Here is a 25093-nt window from a genome sequence, read left to right on the forward strand (position 1 = left end):
AAAAGCAAAGGGGATTTAGTTGTAGCTAAATCCCCTTTTTTTATAAACTATGTTTTGTTTTTTTACAAACCAAAAGCAGCTTTTACTTGATCTACAAAATCTAATTTTTCCCAAGTAAACAATTCTACTTCAACTGTTTTTGTTAATCCACCAGGAGCAGAGAAAGTCTTAGTTACGGTTTCAGGAGTACGTCCCATGTGTCCGTATGCAGCAGTCTCGCTGTAAATTGGGTTTCTTAATTTCAATCGTTGTTCGATGAAGTACGGACGCATATCAAAAATAGCTTCTACTTTTTTAGCGATTTCACCATTGGTCATATTCACTTTTGAAGTTCCATAAGTATCAATAAAAATACCCATTGGTTTAGCTACACCAATTGCGTATGATACTTGTACCAAAATCTCATCAGCAACACCCGCTGCAACTAAATTTTTAGCAATATGACGTGTTGCATAAGCAGCAGAACGGTCTACTTTACTTGGATCTTTTCCAGAGAAAGCACCACCACCGTGAGCTCCTTTTCCTCCGTAAGTATCCACAATGATTTTTCTTCCTGTAAGTCCAGTATCTCCGTGAGGTCCTCCAATTACGAATTTGCCTGTTGGGTTAATGTGATACTGAATAGCATCGTTAAACAAATGAGCATGCTCAGGATTTTTAGCAATGATTCTTGGGATCAATATCTCGATAATATCTTTTTTGATTTTAGCAAGCATAGCAGCTTCTTCATCAAAATCATCGTGTTGTGTCGAAATAACAATCGCATCAATACGAGTTGGTTTGTTATCGTCGCTGTATTCTAAAGTTACTTGTGATTTAGCATCAGGACGTAAATACGTTATTTCGTTATTCTCACGACGTAAAACAGCTAATTCTTGCAATAATTTATGAGATAAATCAAGTGCCAATGGCATGTAATTTTCAGTCTCGTTTGTTGCGTAACCAAACATCATTCCTTGGTCACCAGCGCCTTGCTCTTCTTTGCTTGCTCTGTCAACACCTTGATTGATATCAGCAGATTGTTCATGAATAGCCGAAAGAATACCGCATGAATTAGCTTCAAACATGTACTCACTTTTTGTGTAACCAATTTTTCGAATGACTTCGCGTGCAATATTTTGCACGTCTAAGTATGTATTTGATTTAACTTCTCCAGCCAAAATAACTTGACCAGTAGTTACTAAAGTTTCACAAGCTACTTTTGATTCAGCATCAAATGCTAGAAAGTTATCAATTAATGCGTCTGAAATTTGATCTGCAATTTTGTCTGGATGTCCTTCGCTCACAGATTCTGACGTAAATAAATAGGCCATAAGTTTTATTATTTTATAAAATTAAGCGAGAAAAAATAATTGCTGAAAAGGTCTAAAGGAGAGTTCCTGCTTTAGCATTTTTTTACTGAAAATTATTCAGTATTCACAATGAATTGATTTCATTATGAAGAGGTTGCAATCAGTTCAAATTTTTCCTCTTGTATTTGGGTGCAAAGGTATGAAACCATTTTGAATTGCAAATTAAACTTTTGTTTTTTTTAAATTTATTATGACGTTTTTAACTAACTCTACTAATTCTATAGAATTTATATAAATAAATTGATTTTTGCTTTGTAGTTTAAAAAATAGTTTGCACTTTTGCCTCGTCAAAAAGTAATTAACTGAATTGAATCGCTTGTAAACAAGGGTTTTATAGCTCCTTTAAATTACAAGCTGGATCGATTACTGTTTTTGGGTTATAAATAATTAAGAGATGCGAAGTTTGGAAAATATAATGTTGGTTTGTTGTATGATGCGTATGTGCGTCGAGTTTCGTTATTCCCAAAAGAAAAAGATTTAATCTTTATTATAGTTTGACTATGAACCCTTTTGGAAACGAATCCAAAAGGGTTTTTTTATTCCAAAAAAATACAGTCAAATCACAAATCAAAATAGTAAAACAAAACTTCAACCTTTAAAAACTAAAACTATGAGCACACAAAAATTTGCAACTAATGCACTACACGCAGGGCACGACGTAACAACAACCGCAGGAACCAGAGCAGTTCCTATTTATCAAACAAGTTCTTATGTTTTTAATAATTCAGACCATGCTGCCAATTTATTTGGACTTTCTGAAGCGGGATACATTTATACTCGATTAAACAATCCTACGAATGCTATTTTGGAACAACGATTGGCAACTTTAGAGGGAGGAATTGGAGCGGTTGTTACGGCCTCAGGAGCCTCAGCGATTTCAACAGCTTTGTTGGTCTTATTAAAAGCAGGTGATCATATTGTAGCATCGAATAGTTTGTATGGTGGAACTTACAATTTATTGAAAGTAACTCTCCCAAGACTAGGTATTACTACAACTTTCATAGACCCCACAAATCCCGAAAATTTTACTAGCGCTGCTCAAGAGAATACAAGAGCTTTTTTTGTAGAAAGTTTGGGTAATCCAAAGTTAGATGTATTGAATCTTAAAGCAATTTCTAAAGAGGCCAAATCATTTAAAGTGCCGTTAATTGTTGATAACACTGTAGCGTCACCTTATTTGTTAAATCCAATCGAACATGGAGCAGATATTGTAATCCACTCCTTAACAAAGTATATTTCAGGTAATGGAACATCTTTAGGAGGAGTTATCATCGATGCAGGAAAATTTGATTGGAGTAATGGCAAATTCCCTGAATTTACAGAACCATCTGCAGGTTACCATGGTCTAATATATCATGAAGCATTTGGGAATGCCGCTTTTATTGCCAAAGCTCGAATTGAAGGATTGCGCGATTTTGGGGCGGCTTTGAGTCCGTTTAATGCCTTTCAAATTATTCAAGGATTAGAAACTTTAGAAATCCGAATCACAAGACACAGTCAAAATGCCTTAGAATTAGCCCAGTGGTTAGAGCAGCAAGAGGAAGTAGCTTGGGTGAATTATCCTGGATTAAAATCTAGTAAGTACTATCTCTTAGCCCAGGAATACTTACCAAAGGGGCAGAGTGGCGTGGTTACTTTTGGTTTAAAAGGAGGATTTGAAGCGGCTAAAAAAGTAGCTGATGAAACTAAAATATTCTCTCTTCTTGCTAATATTGGCGACACCAAATCATTAATTATTCATCCGGCAAGTACAACACACCAGCAATTATCTGAAGAGGAGCAAATTGCTACAGGAGTTTCTAAAGATTTAATTCGACTCTCTGTAGGCTTAGAAGATATAATTGATTTGAAAGCTGATTTGAAAGCTGTCTTTGAAACCATTAAAGCGCCGCATCTAGCTTAACAATTTGTTGTTTTTTGACTATAAAACTACCTTAGTTGTATTTTTTTTCTGAGGTAGTTTTTTTAAAAATTAACGGTATAAAAGTATTCAAAATGAAAAATTTAGAAAAAATAGATCTCTTTAATTTTGATTTGGAAATAGGGAAACAAAAGGCTTATCTACCCTTGTATTATCAAGTGTTTGGTCAGCCACTGGGTACAGCTCCCGTGGTGGTTGTCAATCATTCCTTGACAGGGAATTCAACGGTTACTGGAGAAAATGGTTGGTGGAGTGGAGTAGTTGGAGAACATAAGCCTGTTGATACGGATTGTTTTACGATTATCGCTTTTAACATCCCCGGTAATGGATTTGAAGACGTATCGGTTAACCGCCTCGATAATTACCGCGATTACAGTATTCGCGATATTGCGAGAATTTTTTGGGAAGGCTTATTTTTTTTAAAAGTTGATCACGTATTCGCAGTTATTGGAGGTAGCCTTGGCGGCGCAATCGCTTGGGAGATGGCTGTTTTGCAGGGAGATAAAATTGATAATTTGATACCTATTGCTACCGATTGGAAAGCTACTGATTGGGTAATTGCAAATGTTTTGATTCAAGACCAAATACTTAATAATTCCGATGATCCAATTGTTGATGCACGTTTACATGCTACATTATTGTATCGAACTCCTGAATACGTTAATAAAAGGTTCCAAAGAAATAAATTGGACGATACTTCTATTATGCAAATCGAAAATTGGTTACTTAATCATGGTTTCAAGTTAAAAGAAAGGTATCGTTTAGCATCTTATAAATTGATGAATTATTTGCTGAAAACGAATGATATTACTAGAAATAGAAAAGATTTTTTGACTGTTACAGGCGAAATTCAAGCTAATATCCATCTTGTAACTGTTGATACTGATTATTTTTTTGTTGCAGAAGAAACTCGTAAAACGTACCGAGAATTAATAAACAAGAAACAAAATGTTTTTTATCATCAAATTCAATCCATTCATGGGCATGATGCCTATTTAGTTGAGTTCAATCAATTATCGGATATTTTGAAACCTATTTTTAACTACCAAACTGAGAAAAAATATGTCAACGCTTAGAATAAATTTAATCCTTTTTGGAATTGGTAACGTCGGGAGTGCTTTGATTAATCAGATTTTTGAAAGTCAGCAATTCTTTCAAGAAAAAAAGAACATTGATTTGCGTTTTCCTATAATTACGAACTCGTCTTTAGCTTTTTTTGAAAAAGAGGGAGTAAAAAACGCTTGGGAATCTAATTTTGACCAATTAGCAATTCCTTTTACAATCGATGATATCATTGATTATGCTAAGCGCAAACAGTTAGAAAACGTGATTGTGGTAGACGCAACCGCAAGTGCTGATTTGGTAAGGCAGTATATCCCTATCATTCAGAATGGATTTGATATTGTAGCGGCTAATAAAAACGCAAACATAGCGCATATAGATTTTTACAGAGAAATTAGAAGAAACCTAAAGAAATTTGATAAATCGTTTTTGTACGAAACGAATTTTGAAGCAGCTATTCCAGCTCTACAAATAGTAAACGACCTGTATTATTCAGGAGAAAAAATCACAAAAATTAAAGGTGTCTTTTCAGAATCCTTAAGCTATATTTTAAATAGGTTTGGATCCGAAGAAGTTTCTTTTTCGACCATAGTTCAAGAAGCTAAAAAAAATGGTTTATTACCAAAAGAGAGCAAAGAGGAGTTTTCAGGTGTTAGCGTTGCAAAAAAAGTATTGTTATTAGCCAGAGAGTTAGGCTGTAATGTCAATCTTTCTGATGTAAAAATAAATCCTCTTTTACAATTTTGTTCAGAGAGAGCGGCCGCTAAATCAAAATTCCCATTTGATTTGGAAGCAGTTGACGGGGTCTTTCGTGAGAAAAAAAACGATCAAAAGCAGTATGAAGTGCTTCGATATATTGGAGAAATTTCGATTCCAGATAATAAATTGGAAGTCAAATTGATTTCGGAAACCATTTACTCAGCTATTGGACAATTAAAGGGAGCTTCAACCGTGTTCGAAATTTATACAGAAGCTCGCGGAGATTTACCAATTGTAGTTAATGGTGATCATTCAGGAAAAAAAGCAGAAACCATTGCTAGAGGTTTACTTAGCGATATTCTTAAAGTTTCCGAAAAAATAAAAACAAAAGAAACAATTTGGCTTTAGAACAAACAATTAAATCAGATGAAAGTAAATTTTATTGCATTCGCAATTCCATTTTTTGTATCATTCATGCTTTTGGAATACTTTATAAGTAAAAACAAAAGCAAAAAACTGCATCAGTTTAATGAAAGTGTAGCAAATCTTAATGTCGGTATAGCAGAACGTATAGCAGATCTTTTAACAACAGGAAGTTTTTTCTTTATCTTTACGTGGCTGAACGCAAATTATTCCATTTTCTCGATAAAATCGACTCCTACAACTTGGGTCTTGTTGTTTTTAGCAACTGATTTACTTTGGTATTGGTATCATAGAATTGGTCATACCGTTAATCTTTTTTGGGCATCTCATATTGTGCACCATCAAAGTGACGATTTTAATTATACGGTAGCGGCAAGGATTACGGTTTTTCAAGCGGTTGCTCGAGGTTTGTTTTGGTGTGCTTTGCCAATCATAGGCTTTAGTCCAGAAATGATCACCATTTTGTTATTGATTCACGGTACATATCCTTTTTTTACACACACGCAGCTGATCGGGAAATTAGGATGGTTAGAATATATCATCGTCACACCTTCTCATCATAGAGTGCATCACAGTAGCAACCCAGAATACCTGGATAAAAATTATGGTGACATGTTAATTATTTGGGATAAAATTTTTGGAACGTATGCCGAAGAAATCACAGAACCTCATTTTGGGTTGACCAAATCGTTGGGCAGTTATAGTTTTTTATGGCAACATTTTCATTACGTTTTGGAATTAGTAGTTGCTTTTAGAATGGCAAAAACTTTTCGTCAAAAAGTAAAAGTAATTTTTGGCGGACCAAGCGATATTGACGGTAGAATTCGGCAACTACTAGAAAGAAAGTATTCTCAAAAAGCGCCAGACATTCAGTACTCACAGAAACTAATTCGAGCGGTCGTGTCACAAACAATTGTAACAGTCACAGTTTTGTTTTTCACAATTCTATTTTCGGAGTATTTAATGGGTGTAGCACTGTTTGTAATGACAGGATTTATCATTCTTAGTGTAATAATAACTGGCGCGATGCTCGAACAAAAGAAATGGATTTTCCATTTAGAATTCGTAAGAATTGCTGTTGCTAGTTATGTGGCACTTTCTTTTTTTTCAAACCCATATTTGATTGTTGTCTTTGTATTGCTAGGAGTCATAAGTGTTTTGTTTTACCAGACTATTCATTCGCGATCTAGAGAATTATTGTTTTCAAACTAATTTAGCGTATTGTTTTTTCTCTTCTACTTGAGGTTAGTTTTTAGGTTACAAAAATTAATGTGACGGATTAGGATATTTAAAAAATAAGTTGCATATTTGAATTTCAAATCAAAACAAAATGAAAATTTCAATCCGCTTTTCGCATAAAGTCGCACAGGAAAATTCCTGAGGGATGCTTATAGCATAATTTTAATTTAAAATTATATATGAAAGCTTCCTGAACAAGGAAGCTTTTTTTTTGAGAAATTCGAACACCATACAAAAAATACATGATTCAATACATTTTAAATAATTACAAAAAACAGTCAGTCCAAATTTCGATGCATTGCGTTGCAAAAGCCGCATTTGGCGCTCCCTATTCGTGAATCCCAAGGATAATAATAAGTACAAACTACTTAAAACCCTTTTGGATTTGCATCTAAAAGGGTTTTTTGCTTTATGAAATTTATTAACAGAAAAACAATAGTAACATTTTAACAACCAATAGTATGAAAACAAAAAGAAGTTTATCAGATCCGTTTCGTTTTTTACGAAAGTTCAATTTTCGAAACAAAAAAATTAAAGCAGTTGAAGCTGTGAATGTTTTAATTCACCCACGTTTTGAGTTTGCAACTAATGATTCAATTGCTCAAAAGTTAGTTCCAAATTCATTGCTTTTTTTAATGTATTCTCAAGAGAATGAAGAGTTATTTATCTAATGCAATGACTATTCAGGTTAAGAAAATAGCTAACACAGTAGGTAAAAAGGTTGTTTTGGCAAGGTAAAAAAATGGTTTTGTTCTATGTTACCTTGTCAGGACTTCCTATGTTTTTATGTCTGTACCAAAGTCACTTACTTTGCGAAACAGAAAAATCGATTGCGTATTTAAATTTGGTGGTTACCAAAATTAATCTTTAATTTGCACTCAGAAAGTTCTCAACAGTATTGAAATGTTATAAAGAAAGGCAGAGGGATTAGACCCGATGAAGCCTTAGCAACCCTTCGATTTATCGAAGAAGGTGCTGCATTCTACCACGCCCATCGTGGAAAGATAACACTAAGAATTTGTCTAGATAACACCTAGCTTTCTTTCTAATATTTCCAAACACAAGTCCTAATTATAACAGATTTGAAATTGGAAAATAAACCAACAACAATTACATTACACAATTTCACCACGGAGTCGGGTGCAATTTATGCCAATCTCAACTTAAGTTATCAAGTTTTTGGGTTGCCATTACATACAGCTCCTATCGTTTTGGTCAATCATGCGCTAACCGGTAACTCACAGGTTGTGGGCGCTAACGGTTGGTGGAATGACCTAATTGGCGCCAACAAAACTATCGATACTACCAAATATACCGTACTTGCTTTTAACGTTCCCGGAAATGGATTTGATGGAGCTGTAATTGAAAATTATTCGGATTTCACTACTAGAGATATTGCCAGGATTTTTATTGAAGGCCTTCAATTGCTTGAGGTTACAAATCTTTACGCGATTATCGGAGGTTCTGTAGGTGGTGGAATTGCTTGGGAAATGGTTGCATTAGAACCAATAATAACCCAAAAATTAATTCCTATTGCGACCGATTGGAAAGCTACAGACTGGCTTATTGCCAATTGTTTTTTGCAAGAACAAATTCTGAATAACTCATCTAAACCCATTCAGGATGCCCGCGCACACGCGATGTTATGTTACCGAACTCCAGAATCATTTGCGGCAAAATTTCAGCGAACCACTAATGAGGAGTTAGCCATTTTTAATGTTGAAAGTTGGTTGTTGCATCACGGCGAAAAATTGCAACAGCGTTTTCAATTGGCATCCTATAAAATGATGAATCAATTATTGAAAACCATTGATGTCACTCGCAATCGGTCATCATTTGAAGATACAATCGAAGCTGTAACGGCAGAAATTCACATCATAGCCATCAATTCGGATTTGTTTTTTACAGCCAGTGAAAATAAAGCCACTTTTGAGCAACTTCAAAAATTAAATAAAAAAGTCAGTTATCAAGAAATAGTTTCCATTCACGGACACGATGCTTTTTTGATAGAATACAAACAATTACACAATTTGCTTCAGGATTTATTCTAAGCTACAAACAAACAACACAATGAAAATATTAAAATTTGGAGGTAAGTCGTTATCAAATGGTGACGGATTAAATAAAGTTATTGCCATAATAACAGACAAAGTAAATCAGGGCGAGAAAATTGCAATTGTGGTTTCGGCACGCGGTAACGCTACAGATGAATTGGAGCAAATTTTAACCATTGCTTCTCAAAACGGAGATTACAAACCAATTTTTGAAGATTTTAAAAAATACCAGCAAGACGTTTATGATGCTGTTGATTTGTCTGAGGAGTTTACCATTTTAGAAAAATTGTTTGAAGGTGTAAGTCTGATTGGCGATTATAGTAAAAAAATCAAAGACCAAATTTTGTCTAAAGGCGAATTGCTTTCGGCAAAATTACTAACGGCAATCTTGATAGAAAAAGGAATTCATGCTCGTTTTACCGATACGCGTGAATTGATAAAAACCGATGCTAAATTTGGTGATGCACAACCCTTAGAACAACTTTCGAAGAAAAATGTGGTTGCTTTTTTTAAGCAAAATACTGAAAATACAGTAAGTGTAATCACAGGTTTTATTGGTTCTACGACCAACAATGATACTACAACTCTAGGAAGAAACGGTAGTAATTATACTGCTTCGTTGATTGCGAATTATTTAAATGCCGAAGAATTACAAAATTACACACACGTTGACGGAATTTATACTGCCAATCCAGATTTAGTTGTCGATGCGAAGAAAATTGATCATCTATCGTTTAATGAGGCGAATGAGATTGCTAATTTTGGAGCTACTATTTTGCACGCCAAAACTATCATTCCGTTATTAGAAAAAAACATTCCGCTCCGAATTTTAAATACTTTCAATCATGAAAACAAAGGGACTTTAATTACTTCCAACTCTAACAAGGAGGGAATTAAAACGCTTTCGGTTCTTGAAAATGTGGCTTTGGTCAATTTGGAAGGAAGAGGTTTGCTTGGTAAAACAGGTGTCGATGCTCGAATTTTTAGAGTAATGGGCGACAACAATATCAGTGTGAGTATCATTTCGCAAGGTTCATCAGAGCGTGGAATAGGTTTGGTTGTGGCTGCTGACAAAGCTACTACTGCCATGATTGAATTGGAAAAGGAATTCGAAAATGATTTCTATTCGAAAGATGTCAATAAAATAACCGTGGCTGATGATGTAGCTGTCATCTCTATTATCGGACAAGATTTAAGCACGTTTCACAAACCTTACACCGCATTAATCAAGAATAAAATTGTTCCGATTCTTTTCAACAATACGGTGACGGGCAAGAATGTGAGTTTGGTTGTTAAAAAATCACAACTTCACAAAGCCTTGAATGTAATTCACGGAGAGATTTTTGGTGTAGCCAAGAAAATAAATATTGCTGTTTTCGGTCACGGTTTGGTGGGCGGTACCTTGATTAATCAAATTTTAGAATCGGCTGCAGCCATCGAAAAAAGAAAAGACATTAAGTTGAATGTATTTGCCATTGCAAATTCTAAAAATGTACTTTTGAATAAAAACGGCGTGACACCTAACTGGAAAAACGAAATTCAAACCAACGGATTCTCATATACTATTGATGATGTGATTGCCTACGCAAATGAGCACCATTTAGAGAATTTGATAGCGATCGATAACACGGCAAGTGCTGATTTTGTTACGAATTATATTTCGTTAGTAGAAAATAGTTTCGATTTGATTTCGTCAAACAAAGTAGCCAATACGTTGAGTTATAGTTTTTATAAAAAATTACGAAAAGTTCTGGCAGAAAACCAAAAGACGTATCTTTATGAAACCAATGTTGGAGCAGGATTACCGTTGATTGATACTATTAAATTGTTGCATCTTTCTGGCGAAAACATCACAAAGATTAAAGGAGTTTTCTCAGGAACATTGAGTTATTTGTTCAATAATTTTTCGGCCAAAGACGTACCGTTTAGCGAGATTTTAAAAGAAGCCATCGATAATGGATATACCGAGCCAGATCCAAGAGAGGATTTATGCGGAAATGATGTAGGGCGAAAATTGTTGATTTTGGCTAGAGAATTAGACTTGCAAAATGAGTTTGAAGAAATTAATATTCAAAATTTAATTCCAGAACATTTGCGTAGTGGAGATGTGGGAGAGTTTTTGAATAAATTGACGGAGTTTGATCCTATTTATGCAAAAATAAAAGCCGATCAAAAGCCAAATCACGTGTTGCGTTACATAGGCGAATTGTCAGGTGATTTGCAAAATGACAAAGGAAATCTCGAGGTAAAATTGGTTTCGGTTCCATTAGATACGGCATTGGGCGGATTGAAAGGTTCTGATTCTTTCTTCGAAATTTACACTGAATCTTACGGAGACCGACCAATTGTAATTCAAGGTGCTGGCGCAGGATCAGCAGTAACGGCAAGAGGTGTTTTTGGTGATATTTTAAGATTGTCTGATAAAGGTTAAGTTGATTGATTTTGAAAAATCACAAAAAAATATAAGGATTTAATTGTAAATCAGAATAATGAGAATTAAAGAGCTTGTAGTAAAAAATGGTTGGAAATCTTGGTTGATAATTCCATTTTTAGGCATTGGTCTCATGGCTTTGTTTTTTAGTTTAAAAAATATAATCAAAATCCAAGAAGCTAAAGATTGGACTCAAACAGCTGCAAATGTTGAGCAAGTTAGTATTGATTCGAGGAAAAATTCAAAAGGATCGGAATCACATGAACTTATTATAAAGTACACCTACATTATAAATTCAAAAAAATATTCAGGTGGGAATTTAGCCTTTGGCTATAGTATGAATAATTTTGAAGATCATCAGGATTTATTTAGGAAACTACAAGAAAGTAAAAAAATTATGGTTTACGTTAATCCTAATGACAAGAATGAGTCTGTTATAATACCTAATATAAATGGCTCTATAGTTTTTGTTCTGATATTTTCAATTTTATGGAATGCTACAATGATAGGTTCACTTTTAACATTACTGTATGAAAATATTAAAAAATACATTCAAGTACTTCTGATTTTAATCTGGTTGGGAGGTATTTATTTATTATTGTCAGGCGCTACGAATATTGATATGGAAAGTAGTGTAGTTGTCCTGGAAAAAGTTAATTTTCATGCAATTGAAAAATAAGAAATGATAATAATTCTTATGTTTTATTCCTTTTGTAAAAGGGGGAGTTGAGGATAAGTAAAATTTATAATAATATGAAAATAACATTAAACAGAGTAAACGACAATTTCCATTTCGAATTAAAAAACGAAAGAGGGCATTTGGTAAACGTAGATAGCCGTCCTGAATATGGAGGAAATGATATGGGCGCTAGTCCGATGGAATTAGTTTTGATGGGAGTTGCAGGCTGTAGCGCCATTGATATGATTTCGATTTTGAAAAAACAACGTCAAGAAATCACATCTTTCAAAGCTGAGGTTGAAGGCGAAAGAGTTCAGGTAGGAGAAGCAAAACCATTTAAAAACATCCATGTGGTGTTTTATTTAGAAGGTGATATCAAGGAGGACAAAGCCGCAAAAGCTGCACAACTTTCATTTGAAAAATACTGTTCGGTTTCCAAAACATTAGAACCAACAGCTACCATACATTACAAAGTAGTTTTGAACGGACTGCCATTATAAATTATCCAATAAAAAAACACAGATTGCAAAGATTTACACAGATTTGTCAATTTGATTTTGAAATTTAAAACAATATGAATTGGTGCAAATTGGTGCAATTCGTGTTAAAAAATAAAAATAAATGAACGATCAAGAATTTGGTTTCGAAACCCAAGCCATACGCAATCAGTTAGAAAGAACACAATATTTAGAACATTCGGTGCCTTTGTACCTCACGTCTAGTTTTGTATTTGAAGATGCCGAAGACATGCGTGCCTCTTTTGCAGAAGAAAAAGACAGGAATATTTACAGTCGTTACAGCAACCCAAATAACAACGAATTTATTAGCAAAGTTTGCGCTATGGAAGGAGCAGCAGCTGGTTTTGCCTTTTCATCTGGTATGGCCGCGGTGTATTCTACTATGGCTGCTCTATTAAGTTCAGGGGATCACATTGTTTCTTCGAGCAGTGTTTTTGGTGCCACGCATTCACTGTTTATTAATTATTTTCCAAAATGGAACATACAAACCTCGTATTTTGACATCAATCAACCCGAGACTATTGAAGGTTTGATTACGCCTGACACAAAAATTCTTTTTGCAGAGTCACCAACCAATCCTGCTGTTGATATTATTGATTTGGAATTGCTAGGAAATATTGCCAAAAAGCATAATTTAATTTTAATTATTGACAACTGTTTTGCAACGCCTTATTTGCAGCAACCAATCAAATGGGGAGCGCATTTAGTGGTGCATTCTGCTACTAAATTAATGGACGGTCAAGGTCGCGTTTTGGGCGGAATAACCGTTGGCGATGCCGACTTGATTCAGAAAATCTATTTGTTTTCCCGACTTACAGGACCTTCTTTATCGCCTTTTAATGCGTGGGTGTTATCAAAAAGTTTAGAAACATTAGCCATTCGATTGGACAGACATTGCGAAAATGCCTTAAAAGTAGCGGAGTTTTTAGAGAATCATCCTCAGGTGAATAAAGTGAAATATCCTTTTCTGAAATCGCATCCTCAATATGAAATTGCACAAAAGCAAATGAAGTTGGGTGGCAATATTGTTGCTTTTGAAATTAAAGGAGGATTAGAAGCTGGAAGAACTTTCCTAGATAAAATTAAATTGTGTTCGCTTTCGCCAAATTTAGGAGATACCAGAACTATTGTTACGCATCCAGCTTCAACAACGCATAGTAAATTATCTGTCGAAGAACGTTTGGCGGTAAGTATTACCGATGGATTAGTGCGTGTTTCTGTAGGTTTAGAAACCGTAACTGATGTAATTGCCGATTTGGAGCAAGCGCTTTCGTAACTGATAGATTTGGGATTAACGATTTTAGATTGTAGTTTTGGTTCAAACAATGCAATGTTTCATAATTGCGAATCTTTTTAATACAATTCTAAAACAGTAAAATGCTCTCAAAAAAAACAAAATACGGTATAAAAGCATTGACCTTTTTGGCGCGCCGAGAAGATCAAACTCCTGTTGCGATTGCAGATATTGCCAAATCTGAAAATATCTCACTCAAATTTTTAGAGAGTATTTTATTGTTGTTGCGCCATTCTGGTTTTCTGGGAGCCAAAAAAGGAAAAGGCGGCGGTTATTATTTGATAAAAGAACCGAAGGACATTAGCATGGCTAAAGTATATCGCATTCTGGAAGGGCCAATCGCCTTATTGCCGTGTGCCAGTCATAATTTTTACGAGCCTTGTGACGATTGTACTGATGAAGCCACTTGCGCCGTTCGTAAATTAATGACCGAAGTGCGTGATAATACGCTTATGGTTTTGGAAAATAATAGTTTAGCTGATATTGCATTTTAAGTTTTAATTAGAAATAATGTTTCGTAATTAAAGTAAATATATTATTTTTGCACAATAATCTAGTAACCCGATAGGGTAAAAGTTTTTAAATTAAATTTTGTTGAATTGAAAGGAATGAATAAAGAATTAAAAGTGAATAATAATACCGAAAGCCCTGCAACAAGTTTTGTAGAGCGTTTATGGGTGCTCGTTCCTGCAATTTTGTTGATAGGATTATTGGCAACATTAGTGTACAACCACCATGATGAATTTTCAGTGGATGGCTTGATAGCTGGTTTTGATCAAGAGTTTTTAATTTTTTTCTGTATTGGTGTATTTGCGCAATTAGTAGATGGAACGTTAGGAATGGGTTATGGAGCAACTTCAACTTCTTTTTTATTAGCGTACGGAATTCCGCCTGCCATCAGTAGTACAGGTGTTCACGTGGCTGAAATGTTTACAACAGGAGCGTCAGCCATTTCACATCATCGTTTTGGAAATATCAACAAAAAGCTAGTAAGGCATTTGTTAATTCCAGGTGTTTTGGGTTCTATTACAGGAGCGTATTTGTTGTCGGATGTGATTGATGGAGAAGTGATAAAACCATTCATCGCTTTGTACATGATTGGTTTGGCAGTAATCATTATTAGGAAAGCATTAAAAAAGAATCTGGTAAAAAAGAAAACTAAAAAATTAGGTATTCTGGCAACTTTTGGAGGTTTTATGGATGCTGTAGGAGGTGGAGGTTGGGGACCAATTGTGACTTCTACTTTATTAGGAAACGGGCGAAATCCAAGATATACAATTGGCTCAGTTAACGCGGCAGAATTTGCAGTAGCTTTTTCAAGTGGGGTAACATTTATGCTTTTTGGAGGTATTCAAGGATGGCAAGTAATTATTGGATTGATTTTAGGAGGCGTAATGGCAGCTCCATTAGCCGCATTTTTAGTGAATAAGATTCCAAGGAAATCAATGATGATATTAGTAGGTGTTTTAATTATTCTTTTGAGTTTAAAAACCTTATCAAAACTGCTGTAAAACGAAATAAGATTATGAGTAAAGAATTAGTAGTGGCATTAGCAGAGTATACAAAGGACCTTAGTTTAGAGGAAACCTTTGTTTATTTAGCTGCCGAATATAAAGATAAAGTTGTTTTATCAACTTCTTTTGGTCAAGAAGACCAAGTAGTTACAGCAATGATTGCCAATAGTGGTGCTGAAATTCAAATTTTCACATTGGATACCGGTCGATTATTTCAAGAAACGTATGATGTTTTTCATAAAACTCAAAAGAAATACAACCAACATATCAAAGTATTTTTTCCCGAGGCAGCAGCAGTAGAAAATTTACTGGAAACTAAAGGACCTAATAGTTTTTACGAATCGGTTGAGAATAGAAAAGAATGTTGCTCCATTCGAAAAGTAGTGCCTTTGCGCAAAGCTTTAAAAGGAAATTCAATATGGATCACTGGTTTGAGAGCAGAGCAATCCGAAAACAGAAATGATTTAGCACTATTTGAATACGATGCACATTTTGAAATTATCAAATTCAATCCACTCTTAAAATGGACTTTGAAAGAAGTAGAAGAGTATTTAGAAAAAAATAATGTACCACAAAATGCATTACACAAAAAAGGATTTGTAAGCATAGGTTGTGCACCTTGTACAAGAGCCATCACTCCCGATGAAGACATCAGAGCCGGACGATGGTGGTGGGAATCCAGTCATAAAGAATGCGGATTGCACCAAAAATAGAATAAAGAAAGTAGAATAAAGAGAATAGAAAAAAAAATAATAGTGGTAAGATTTTCGTCGAGGTCACAACAACCTTCAACTTTAAACTTTAAACTCTTAAACTAAAAATAATGAGTTCAGTATTAAAAACAAACGCTTTAGAAAGCGAAGCGATATACATTTTCAGAGAGGTAATTTCTCAGTTTGACAAACCGGTTTTGCTTTTTTCGGGCGGAAAAGATTCGATTACCTTAGTTCGCTTGGCGCAAAAAGCTTTTTTTCCGGCTAAAATTCCGTTCCCGTTGTTGCACGTAGACACAGGTCATAATTTTCCGGAAACCATTGAATTCAGAGACAAATTGGTGGCAGAACTAGGATTAGAATTAATCGTTCGCAATGTACAAGACGCCATTGATCAAGGAAAAGTGGTTGAAGAAACCGGAAAATATTCTAGCAGAAATAGCTTGCAAACCACAACACTTTTAGATGCTATCGAAGAATTTAAATTTGATGCGTGTATTGGTGGAGCACGTCGTGACGAGGAAAAAGCCAGAGCCAAAGAGCGTATATTTTCGGTGCGTGATGATTTTGGTCAATGGGACGAAAAAAATCAGCGTCCTGAATTATTCGATTTGTTAAACGGAAAAATAGAGAACGGTCAAAACGTACGCGTTTTTCCAATTTCGAACTGGACCGAGCTAGACGTGTGGAGTTATATCGAACAAGAGCAAATTGAAATTCCATCGATTTATTTTTCGCACAAGCGTAAAGTATTCTTACGTGATGGAATGATTTGGTCTCACTCTCCATTTGTTTACCAAGAAGAAAACGAAGAAATCGTGGAACGTATTGTTCGTTTTAGAACGGTAGGTGACATGAGTTGTACCGCAGCAGTTGATTCTTACGCAGCAACAATCTCTGAAGTAGTGGGCGAAATTAGATCTTCAACAATTTCAGAAAGAGGCGCTAGAATTGACGACAAACGTTCAGAAGCAGCGATGGAAAAAAGAAAACAACAAGGATACTTTTAGAATACCAATTGAAAGATTTAAGGATTTAAAAATTAAAAGATTTAAGGTAAGGAGTTTTTAAAACTTGAAACTTTAAACCTGAAACAAAAATAGTAGAATGGAAGTTTTAAAAATAGCAACAGCAGGAAGTGTAGATGACGGTAAGAGTACCTTAATTGGGAGGTTATTGTATGATACGCAATCGTTGACAACAGATAAATTAGAAGCAATAGAAAAAAGCAGCAAGCAAAAAGGATATGATTATTTAGATTTTTCTTTGGCTACAGACGGTTTAGTGGCCGAAAGAGAACAAGGAATTACCATTGATGTGGCGCATATTTATTTTTCGACAGCTAAAAAAAGTTATATCATTGCTGATACTCCTGGTCACGTTGAGTATACGCGAAACATGGTTACAGGAGCTTCTACTTCGCAAGTATCAATCATTTTAATTGATGCTCGTAAAGGTGTAATTGAGCAAACCTACCGCCACTTTTTCATCAATAATTTATTGAGAGTAAAAGAGGTCATTGTGGCGATCAATAAAATGGATTTGGTGGATTATTCGGAAGAAGTTTTTAATAAAATCAAAGCGGATTTTGAAGCTTTAAATGCTAAAAGTACTTTCAAAGAACAAAACGTGAGTTACATTCCGTTAAGTGCTTTGACAGGTGATAATGTAGTAGAATCATTAGGAGGAATGCCTTGGTACCAAGGGCAAACCATTCTGGAGCATCTAGAGGCTTTAGAACCAGCTGATGTTTATGAAAAAGGAAAAGCGCGTTTCCCTGTTCAAACCGTAATCCGACCAAAAACAGAAGAATACCACGATTTTAGAGGCTATGCCGGAAAATTGTATGGCAATAATATCAAAGTGGGTGATACGGTAACGGTGCTGCCTTCTTTAACAGAATCAGTGGTGACAAATATTCACTTTTTTGACAAGCAATTTGAGGAAGCAACTGTGGGCTCTTCAATCACCATCGAATTAGGAAATGATATCAATGTGACCAGAGGCGACATGATTGTAAAATCATCTGAATTGCCAAAAGTAGAGAAAGATATCAACACCACCGTATGCTGGATGGACACTAAAAAGCTAGTTCCTGGTGCTAAATATTATGTTCAACACAATACTAACAGAGTTTTAGCTAAGATTGACAGTGTGAAAAATGTGATTGCAACTGATTTCTCCGGCACTACAGAAGCCTCTCAACTTGCCATCAACGAAATTGGCGAAGTAAACATTAAGTTGAGTAAAGCCATTTATTTTGATGCATACAACGATAATAAATCAAACGGAGCTTTCATCTTAATTGACGCAACAACCAACACAACAGCAGGAGTAGGATTTATAAAATAACCTTTAGCTATTGGCTTTAAGCCTTCAGCAAAAATGTAAAATGAATTTCATAAACAGCTAACAGCCCAAAGCTAATAGCGAATAGCTTATAACAAATGGAAAGTTTTAGAACCGAAATTGAAGATCCGATTGTTCAAAAAGATATAATCGATTTAGAAAGAAAAATTGCTTTATTCCGTGACGGAAAAATTGATGACGAGCGTTTTCGTAGTCTGCGATTAGCACGTGGTGTTTACGGGCAGCGTCAAGAAGGCGTGCAAATGATTCGTATCAAGTTGCCTTTTGGTAAAGTAACTAGCGAGCAACTCGTGCGCATCACAAAAGTTTCTGATGAGTATTCAACAGGGCGTTTGCACATTACAACACGTCAGGATATCCAAATTCATTATGTGAGTTTAGATAGAACACCGCAACTTTGGGCCGAGTTAGAAAAAGACGATGTTACCCTAAGAGAAGCTTGTGGAAACACAGTTCGAAATATTACCGCTAGTGAAACTGCAGGAATTGATCCAGAGGAACCTTTTGATGTGTCTCCGTATGCGCATGCGATGTTTCAGTTTTTCTTGAGAAATCCGGTTTGTCAAGAAATGGGACGTAAGTTCAAAATGTCGTTTTCGTCATCAGATAAAGATACGGGTTTGAGTTATTTACATGATTTAGGATTTATTCCAAAAATTGTAGACGGTATAAAAGGTTTCAAAGTAATGTTAGGCGGAGGTTTAGGTTCGCAACCGAGTCATGCTGAATTGCTGACAGAGTTTATTCCGGCCAATCAAATCATTCCAACAACCGAAGGGATTTTAAGAATTTTTGACCGCTACGGCGAAAGAGCCAAACGTTTAAAAGCACGTTTGAAATTTTTGTTGAAGGAAATAGGGAAAGACGAATTTTTACGATTGGTAGACGAAGAGAAAAAAGCCTTGTCTCACCAAACTGTTGAAATCGATACTACTGCTTTTGAGGGCCTTATTGCAGTGCCATTATTAGAAGTGCCAAAAGTCGAAATTGAAGATGTAGCAGCTTTTGAAGCTTGGAAAAAAACAAATGTAATTCCGCAAAAACAAGCGGGTTATGTGGCCGTCGGAATCAAAGTACAATTAGGCGATTTTTATAAAGATAAAGCGAGGGCATTAGCGCATTTGATCAAAAATTATGCAGCAAACGAATTGCGTTTTACGTTGCGTCAAGATATTTTAATTCGTCACGTAAAAGAGGAAAACCTTCCTTTCTTTTACCAAGAATTAGCCAAATTAGATTTTGTAACCACAGGCTACAACACGATTGCTGATATTACAGCTTGTCCGGGTACGGATACGTGTAACTTAGGAATTGCGAGCAGTACCGGAATTGCGGTAGAGTTAGAACGTGTTTTAACTACTGAATATCCGCAGTACAGCAACAACCGTGAAATTACTATTAAAATTAGTGGTTGTATGAATGCTTGCGGGCAACACAATATGGCCGAAATTGGTTTTCAAGGAATGTCAATCAATGCGGGTAAATTAGTAGCCCCAGCCTTGCAAGTTTTATTAGGAGGAGGAAATTTAGGAAATGGAAACGGAAGATTCTCTGATAAAGTAATCAAAATCCCGAGCCGAAGAGGACCAGATGCTTTGCGATTGATTTTAAATGATTTCGAAGCCAATGCAAACGGACAATCGTTCTTGAATTATTATGACGCTCAAGGCGAAAAATATTTTTACGAATTTTTGAAACCATTAGCCGATGTAACCAATCTAACCGAAGCTGATTTTATTGACTGGGGAAATGCAGATAATTATGTAAAAGCAGTTGGGGTTGGAGAATGTGCGGGAGTTGTAATTGACTTGGTTGCAACCTTATTATTTGAAGCGAAAGAAAAATTGACTTTTGCACAAGAAGCTTTTGAAGATGCAAAATGGTCCGATGCAATTTATTTGGCTTACGCTGGATTTGTCAATGGAGCCAAAGCATTATTACTTGCTGAAAACCAAAAAACAAACCACCAAGCGGGAATTATCGATTTGTTTGATACTGTTTTTGTGGCTACAAATAGCATTCAATTGCAATCTTCTTTACGAGAACTTGTATATCAAATCAATCAAAATGAACCTTCTGCTGAATTTGCTAAAAAGTACATTCAAGATGCCATCGTGTTTTTTGATGCCATCGAAGCGTATAGAAATAAAGACTTAGCTAATGCTTAAAAAGAAACAACCCATCGTAACACTAGTTGGTGCGGGTCCTGGAGATCCGGATTTACTGACGATCAAAGGTGCCAAAGCATTAGCAGAAGCGGATGTGGTATTGTACGACGCCCTAGCCAACGAGGAGATTTTTACGTATGCTCCCAAAAAAGCGATTAAGATTTTTGTAGGGAAACGCAAAGGCTGTCATGAATATTCGCAAGATCAAATCAACCAATTGATTGTAGACAATGCCTTAACGTACGGGCATGTGGTTCGACTAAAAGGAGGCGATCCTTTTATTTTTGGACGCGGAAGTGAAGAAATTGATTTTATAGAAAGTTTTGGTATACCTACATCGGTGGTGCCTGGAATTTCATCCTCGATTGCTGTTCCGGCTTATCAAGGGATTTCATTGACCAAAAGAGGCGTTTCTGAAAGTTTTTGGGTAATTACAGGTACAACTTCTTATCGAAAATTATCAAATGATGTGGCTTTGGCTGCACAATCATCAGCAACGGTGGTTATTTTAATGGGAATGAGCAAACTCACTCAGATTATCGATTTGTTCCAAAAAGAATCTAAAGGTGAAACACCGGTTGCCATTATTCAAAACGGAACTACCGCTCAGGAGAAAATTGGAGTTGGAACCATTAACACCATTGAGCAAGTGGTGGTGAAACAGCAATTAAGTTCGCCTGCCATTATCGTCATTGGCGAGGTGGTTAAAGAAAGCAATAAATTAAAAGGCTTTTACGAAGAATTTATAGCCAAAGAATTAAAATAAAAGTGGAAAGAAACGAATTATATCCTATTTTTTTAAAATTACACAACCTCAATGTGCTCATTGTGGGCGGCGGAAATGTGGGTTTAGAAAAACTATCGTTTCTGTTGAAATCCAGTCCCAATGCCAATGTTGAGGTAGTGGCACCTTGGTTTTTGCCAGAGTTAGAAACCTTGGCGGCAAGTCACCCAACAGTGAAGTTGACCTATAAAAAATTCAATCGCTGGATGCTCCGTAAACGCCACATGGTGATTGCCTGCACCGATGATTTGAAGGTGAACAAGAGGATTTATGATTTGTCCCGAAAAAGATATTTGATTTGTAATATTGCTGATACACCGCCTTTGTGTGATTATTATTTGGGCGGAATTGTAACCAAAGGGAATGTGAAAATTGCCATTTCAACCAACGGGAAATCACCCACTACAGCCAAACGATTGCGAGAGTTTTTTGAAGAAATAATTCCAGACGATATCAATAAAATGGTCGAAAACCTCAATGAATATCGAAAAACACTGAAAGGTAATTTTGAGGAAAAAGTTCAAAAAATGAATGAAATCACAGAGACGCTCAAAGCAAAGTAAGCACAAGACACAATCTTAAGTTCATAGAAAAAAGCTAAGATGTAATAGTTCTTAATAATCAGTTTCTGTTTTTTTAACTAAACAGAATGGTGATATTTGTACTCAATTCAAAATAAAAGTATTGAGCTCCTAGGTTCAATACGATAACACATAGAAACACAATTAACAATTTCCATAACAGCCGACAATTACAACTGAAGGCAAAACATAGGATACTAAATTAAATCAAAATGATTAAAACAGACATACTCATTATTGGCGCAGGGCCAACAGGTTTATTTGCAGTTTTTGAAGCAGGATTATTAAAATTAAAATGTCATATATTAGATGCGTTGCCACAAGCGGGTGGGCAGTTATCAGAGTTATATCCTAAAAAGCCTATTTATGATATTCCTGGATTTCCAGAAGTATTAGCTGGTGATTTAGTAGATAATTTAATGGAGCAGATCAAGCAGTTCGAACCAGGTTTTACCTTGGGTGAACGTGCTGAAACCATCGAAAAACAAGAAGACGGAACCTTTATTGTGACTTCAAACAAAGGCAAGAAATTCCATGCGCCAGTTATTGCTATTGCTGGCGGATTAGGTAGTTTTGAACCAAGAAAACCATTGATTGAGGATATCGAATTTTACGAAGACAAAGGAATTAAATACTTCATTAAAAATCCAGAGAAATTCCGTGACAAGCGCGTAGTTATCGCTGGAGGTGGAGATTCGGCGCTAGATTGGAGTATATTCTTGGCAAATGTAGCTTCAGAAGTGACTTTGATTCACCGTCGCAACGAGTTTCGTGGTGCTTTAGACTCTGTAGAAAAAGTACAAGAACTAAAGACTTCTGGCAAAATAAAAATGATTACGCCAGGTGAAGTAGTAGGTTTAAAAGGAGATGAGCATCTGGAGGCAGTTGTAGTCGAGGAAAACGGTGCACAACGCACCATCGAAACCGATTATTTTATTCCGCTTTTTGGTCTTACTCCAAAGTTAGGTCCTATCGGCGACTGGGGATTAGAAATCGAAAAAAACGCCATCAAAGTAAATAACGCCTTAGATTACCAAACCAATATTCCGGGAATTTTCGCTATTGGTGACGTAAATACCTATCCAGGAAAATTAAAATTGATTTTGTGCGGATTCCACGAAGCCACTTTAATGTGTCAAGCGGCCTACCAAATCATTAATCCAGGCAAGCGCTATGTGTTAAAATACACTACCGTTTCAGGCGTAGATGGTTTTGATGGAACTCGTAAAGAAGCTCCAAAAGCGGTTGTAAAAGCAATCGTGTAAATAAAGTTGCAGCGTCACAAAGGTTCTGAGTTGCTAAGATCGGTTAAAATCTTAGTAATTCAGAACCTTTTTTATTTTAAAGTTTTGCAACAAACTAAGCTACAATCTTTAAAAAAAATACTTGCAATTGTTAGCGCTATGTCGTTCCTTTGCACTGTTCCTATATTTATTGAAAGTTATCACGAAAGGCGGAGGGAAAAGACCCAATGAAACCTTAGCAACCCTTTATTTTTAAAGAAGGTGCTACATTCTACTTTATACAACCAGTATCAAAGATAGATAACACAAGAATACTTCTACAGTATTTCTCAAACCTTTTCTTGACAACATATCGAATTTTTTAGAGCAGATTAATGGCGCTTTTCAGCCATGATCGTTCCTGCTGTTCGCTATATCTTTTTATTCGCCGAAAAAAGGCGAATAAAAAGGATGCCGCTGCCATCAGGGCTATAAAGAAAAATTGGGAACTTTTGGAAATACTAATCAAAAGTAAAAATCACCATTTCAAATTGTGATTTACAAGAAATAAAAAGTTATGTCAAGCATTCACGAAGCCATTAAAAAAAACATACTCATCCTTGATGGAGCTATGGGAACCATGTTGCAACGTTATAATTTCTCCGAAGAAGATTTTAGAGGAGAACGTTTCAAGGATTTTCCACATCCATTAAAAGGAAATAATGATTTATTGTCGCTCACTCAGCCACAAGCCATAAAAGACGTTCACGCCGCTTATTTTGAAGCTGGAGCTGATATTGTTGAAACCAATACCTTCTCAGGAACCACCATCGGTATGGCCGATTACTATCTGGAAGAATATGTGTATGAATTGAACTATGAGTCGGCAAAAATAGCCCGCGAAGTAGCCGATGAATACACCGCCAAGAATCCAGACAAACCTCGTTTTGTAGCAGGTTCCATTGGACCCACGAACAGAACAGCAAGCATGTCACCAGATGTAAACGATCCCGGTTACAGAGCCGTAACTTTTGATGATTTGCGCATTGCTTACAAGCAACAAGTAGAAGCGCTTATGGATGGTGGTTGCGATTTACTTTTGGTAGAAACTATTTTTGATACCTTAAATGCCAAAGCAGCACTTTTTGCCATTGAAGAAGTAAAAGACGAACGCAATCTTGATATTCCAATAATGGTTTCAGGAACCATTACAGATGCATCTGGAAGAACACTTTCGGGACAAACCGTTGAGGCTTTCTTAATTTCGGTGTCGCATATACCTTTGTTGAGTGTAGGATTCAATTGCGCACTTGGCGCCGATTTATTGAAACCCTATTTACAAACCTTATCACAAAATACGTCGTTCAACGTATCGGCGCATCCTAATGCAGGTTTACCTAATGCCTTTGGAGAATACGACGAAACACCAGAACAGATGCAAGCTTTTATCAAAGAATATCTCGATGATAATTTGGTCAACATTATAGGCGGTTGTTGCGGAACAACACCAGCACACATCAAATTAATTGCCGATATCACCAAGGAATACAAACCGAGGGTTTCGACCGCGGTGATGTAATGTTAAGATAATTTAGTTTATTAAAAAATGGAGGAAAAGACTATTGATAATTTTAAGAATTTGAAATGGATACTGCTATGTTCTCTTACCTTGGCAATAATATATATTTTATTTGATATCTCGAGAAAAACAAAGTTTGATACCTACAAAGAAACATTTAAGGGCGAAGCAATTGGTTTAACAACGAAGTTTAAAAAGGTCGGTAGACAAAGATTATTAATCTATTGCTTTTATGTGGATGGTAAGTTTATCTCTCAGAGAAATACGATGGGAGGAGATGAAATTTTAAATAAGTTTTACAAAGTGAAGTATGATTTAAATAATCCGAAAGGGAATTATATTTTTTTAGATAAAGAATTGAAGCCCGATTCCCTTACTCTTGTTAAAAATGGTTTTACTTGGACTAAATATTATGTATACGATGGAAATGTAACTAGTCGATATCTAGAAAAATCAAAATGGCAGTGATAGCGATTATGATATTTTATT

Annotated in this window: 22 protein-coding genes and 2 riboswitches; of the genes, 21 read left to right on the top strand and 1 reads right to left on the bottom strand. The window is 35.7% G+C overall.

Annotated elements, in window-relative coordinates:
* Nucleotides 1–62: 62 nt before the first annotated feature.
* A complete protein-coding gene (gene metK / locus G9Q29_RS09220) occupies nucleotides 63–1313 on the bottom strand; it encodes a methionine adenosyltransferase (protein WP_166136078.1) in 1251 nt (416 codons plus the stop codon).
* Between the two features lie 649 nt (nucleotides 1314–1962).
* Here metK and G9Q29_RS09225 point away from each other — a divergent pair.
* The 21 genes from G9Q29_RS09225 (at nucleotide 1963) to G9Q29_RS09325 (ending at nucleotide 25072) form a co-directional block, all read left to right on the top strand.
* Nucleotides 1963–3255 carry an O-acetylhomoserine aminocarboxypropyltransferase/cysteine synthase family protein gene (locus G9Q29_RS09225; RefSeq protein ID WP_166136081.1) on the top strand — a complete coding sequence of 431 codons (1293 nt, stop codon included), beginning with the start codon at nucleotides 1963–1965 and terminating at the stop codon, nucleotides 3253–3255.
* 92 nt (nucleotides 3256–3347) lie between these two features.
* Complete coding sequence (locus tag G9Q29_RS09230) at nucleotides 3348–4349, top strand: alpha/beta fold hydrolase (RefSeq protein ID WP_166136084.1); 1002 nt, start codon at nucleotides 3348–3350, stop codon at nucleotides 4347–4349.
* Nucleotides 4336–5442: a homoserine dehydrogenase family protein gene (locus tag G9Q29_RS09235; protein WP_166136087.1), complete on the top strand. Its 1107-nt coding sequence runs from the start codon at nucleotides 4336–4338 to the stop codon at nucleotides 5440–5442. Before G9Q29_RS09230 ends, G9Q29_RS09235 begins: the two co-directional genes overlap by 14 nt.
* 18 nt (nucleotides 5443–5460) lie before the next feature.
* A complete protein-coding gene (locus G9Q29_RS09240) occupies nucleotides 5461–6669 on the top strand; it encodes a sterol desaturase family protein (protein ID WP_166136090.1) in 1209 nt (402 codons plus the stop codon).
* A 488-nt stretch (nucleotides 6670–7157) separates the two neighbouring features.
* A complete protein-coding gene (locus tag G9Q29_RS09245; RefSeq protein ID WP_166136093.1) occupies nucleotides 7158–7367 on the top strand; it encodes a hypothetical protein in 210 nt (69 codons plus the stop codon).
* Nucleotides 7368–7599: 232 nt separating this feature from the next.
* Nucleotides 7600–7707, top strand: a riboswitch (SAM riboswitch).
* A 77-nt stretch (nucleotides 7708–7784) separates the two neighbouring features.
* Nucleotides 7785–8747, top strand: coding sequence for an alpha/beta fold hydrolase (locus G9Q29_RS09250; protein ID WP_225872921.1), 963 nt, complete (start codon nucleotides 7785–7787; stop codon nucleotides 8745–8747).
* Nucleotides 8748–8766: 19 nt separating this feature from the next.
* Nucleotides 8767–11181, top strand: a complete 2415-nt coding sequence (gene thrA, locus G9Q29_RS09255; RefSeq protein WP_166136099.1) for a bifunctional aspartate kinase/homoserine dehydrogenase I — start codon at nucleotides 8767–8769, stop codon at nucleotides 11179–11181.
* A gap of 58 nt (nucleotides 11182–11239) precedes the next feature.
* The gene (locus G9Q29_RS09260) at nucleotides 11240–11860 is read left to right on the top strand and encodes a DUF3592 domain-containing protein (protein WP_166136102.1); all 621 of its coding nucleotides are present in this window, start codon (nucleotides 11240–11242) and stop codon (nucleotides 11858–11860) included.
* A 74-nt stretch (nucleotides 11861–11934) separates the two neighbouring features.
* Nucleotides 11935–12360, top strand: a complete 426-nt coding sequence (locus G9Q29_RS09265) for an OsmC family protein (RefSeq protein WP_166136105.1) — start codon at nucleotides 11935–11937, stop codon at nucleotides 12358–12360.
* A 121-nt stretch (nucleotides 12361–12481) separates the two neighbouring features.
* Nucleotides 12482–13654: a trans-sulfuration enzyme family protein gene (locus G9Q29_RS09270; protein ID WP_166136108.1), complete on the top strand. Its 1173-nt coding sequence runs from the start codon at nucleotides 12482–12484 to the stop codon at nucleotides 13652–13654.
* A 101-nt stretch (nucleotides 13655–13755) separates the two neighbouring features.
* The gene (locus G9Q29_RS09275) at nucleotides 13756–14166 is read left to right on the top strand and encodes an RrF2 family transcriptional regulator (RefSeq protein ID WP_144891578.1); all 411 of its coding nucleotides are present in this window, start codon (nucleotides 13756–13758) and stop codon (nucleotides 14164–14166) included.
* A 114-nt stretch (nucleotides 14167–14280) separates the two neighbouring features.
* The gene (locus tag G9Q29_RS09280; RefSeq protein WP_166136111.1) at nucleotides 14281–15183 is read left to right on the top strand and encodes a sulfite exporter TauE/SafE family protein; all 903 of its coding nucleotides are present in this window, start codon (nucleotides 14281–14283) and stop codon (nucleotides 15181–15183) included.
* 11 nt (nucleotides 15184–15194) lie between these two features.
* The gene (locus G9Q29_RS09285) at nucleotides 15195–15899 is read left to right on the top strand and encodes a phosphoadenylyl-sulfate reductase (protein ID WP_317164737.1); all 705 of its coding nucleotides are present in this window, start codon (nucleotides 15195–15197) and stop codon (nucleotides 15897–15899) included.
* Between the two features lie 110 nt (nucleotides 15900–16009).
* On the top strand, nucleotides 16010–16909 hold the full coding sequence (cysD, locus tag G9Q29_RS09290; protein WP_086453338.1) for a sulfate adenylyltransferase subunit CysD: 900 nt from the start codon (nucleotides 16010–16012) through the stop codon (nucleotides 16907–16909).
* Nucleotides 16910–17006: 97 nt separating this feature from the next.
* The gene (locus tag G9Q29_RS09295; RefSeq protein WP_166136117.1) at nucleotides 17007–18251 is read left to right on the top strand and encodes a sulfate adenylyltransferase subunit 1; all 1245 of its coding nucleotides are present in this window, start codon (nucleotides 17007–17009) and stop codon (nucleotides 18249–18251) included.
* Nucleotides 18252–18346: 95 nt separating this feature from the next.
* On the top strand, nucleotides 18347–20437 hold the full coding sequence (locus tag G9Q29_RS09300) for a HEPN domain-containing protein (RefSeq protein WP_166136120.1): 2091 nt from the start codon (nucleotides 18347–18349) through the stop codon (nucleotides 20435–20437).
* Nucleotides 20430–21203 (top strand): uroporphyrinogen-III C-methyltransferase, encoded by a 774-nt coding sequence (gene cobA / locus G9Q29_RS09305; RefSeq protein WP_166136123.1) that lies wholly within the window; start codon nucleotides 20430–20432, stop codon nucleotides 21201–21203. The genes G9Q29_RS09300 and cobA overlap by 8 nt, the downstream gene beginning before the upstream one ends.
* Before the next feature lie 2 nt (nucleotides 21204–21205).
* Entirely contained in the window at nucleotides 21206–21784 is a 579-nt protein-coding gene (locus G9Q29_RS09310) for a precorrin-2 dehydrogenase/sirohydrochlorin ferrochelatase family protein (protein WP_166136126.1), read from the top strand.
* Between the two features lie 230 nt (nucleotides 21785–22014).
* The gene (locus tag G9Q29_RS09315; RefSeq protein ID WP_166136129.1) at nucleotides 22015–23067 is read left to right on the top strand and encodes an NAD(P)/FAD-dependent oxidoreductase; all 1053 of its coding nucleotides are present in this window, start codon (nucleotides 22015–22017) and stop codon (nucleotides 23065–23067) included.
* 173 nt (nucleotides 23068–23240) lie between these two features.
* A riboswitch (SAM riboswitch) is annotated at nucleotides 23241–23353 on the top strand.
* A 249-nt stretch (nucleotides 23354–23602) separates the two neighbouring features.
* Nucleotides 23603–24604, top strand: coding sequence for a homocysteine S-methyltransferase family protein (locus G9Q29_RS09320; RefSeq protein WP_166136132.1), 1002 nt, complete (start codon nucleotides 23603–23605; stop codon nucleotides 24602–24604).
* A 27-nt stretch (nucleotides 24605–24631) separates the two neighbouring features.
* Nucleotides 24632–25072, top strand: coding sequence for a hypothetical protein (locus G9Q29_RS09325; RefSeq protein ID WP_166136135.1), 441 nt, complete (start codon nucleotides 24632–24634; stop codon nucleotides 25070–25072).
* Nucleotides 25073–25093: the final 21 nt, after the last annotated feature.

This window comes from Flavobacterium turcicum (assembly GCF_011365745.1).
Classification (GTDB): domain Bacteria; phylum Bacteroidota; class Bacteroidia; order Flavobacteriales; family Flavobacteriaceae; genus Flavobacterium; species Flavobacterium turcicum.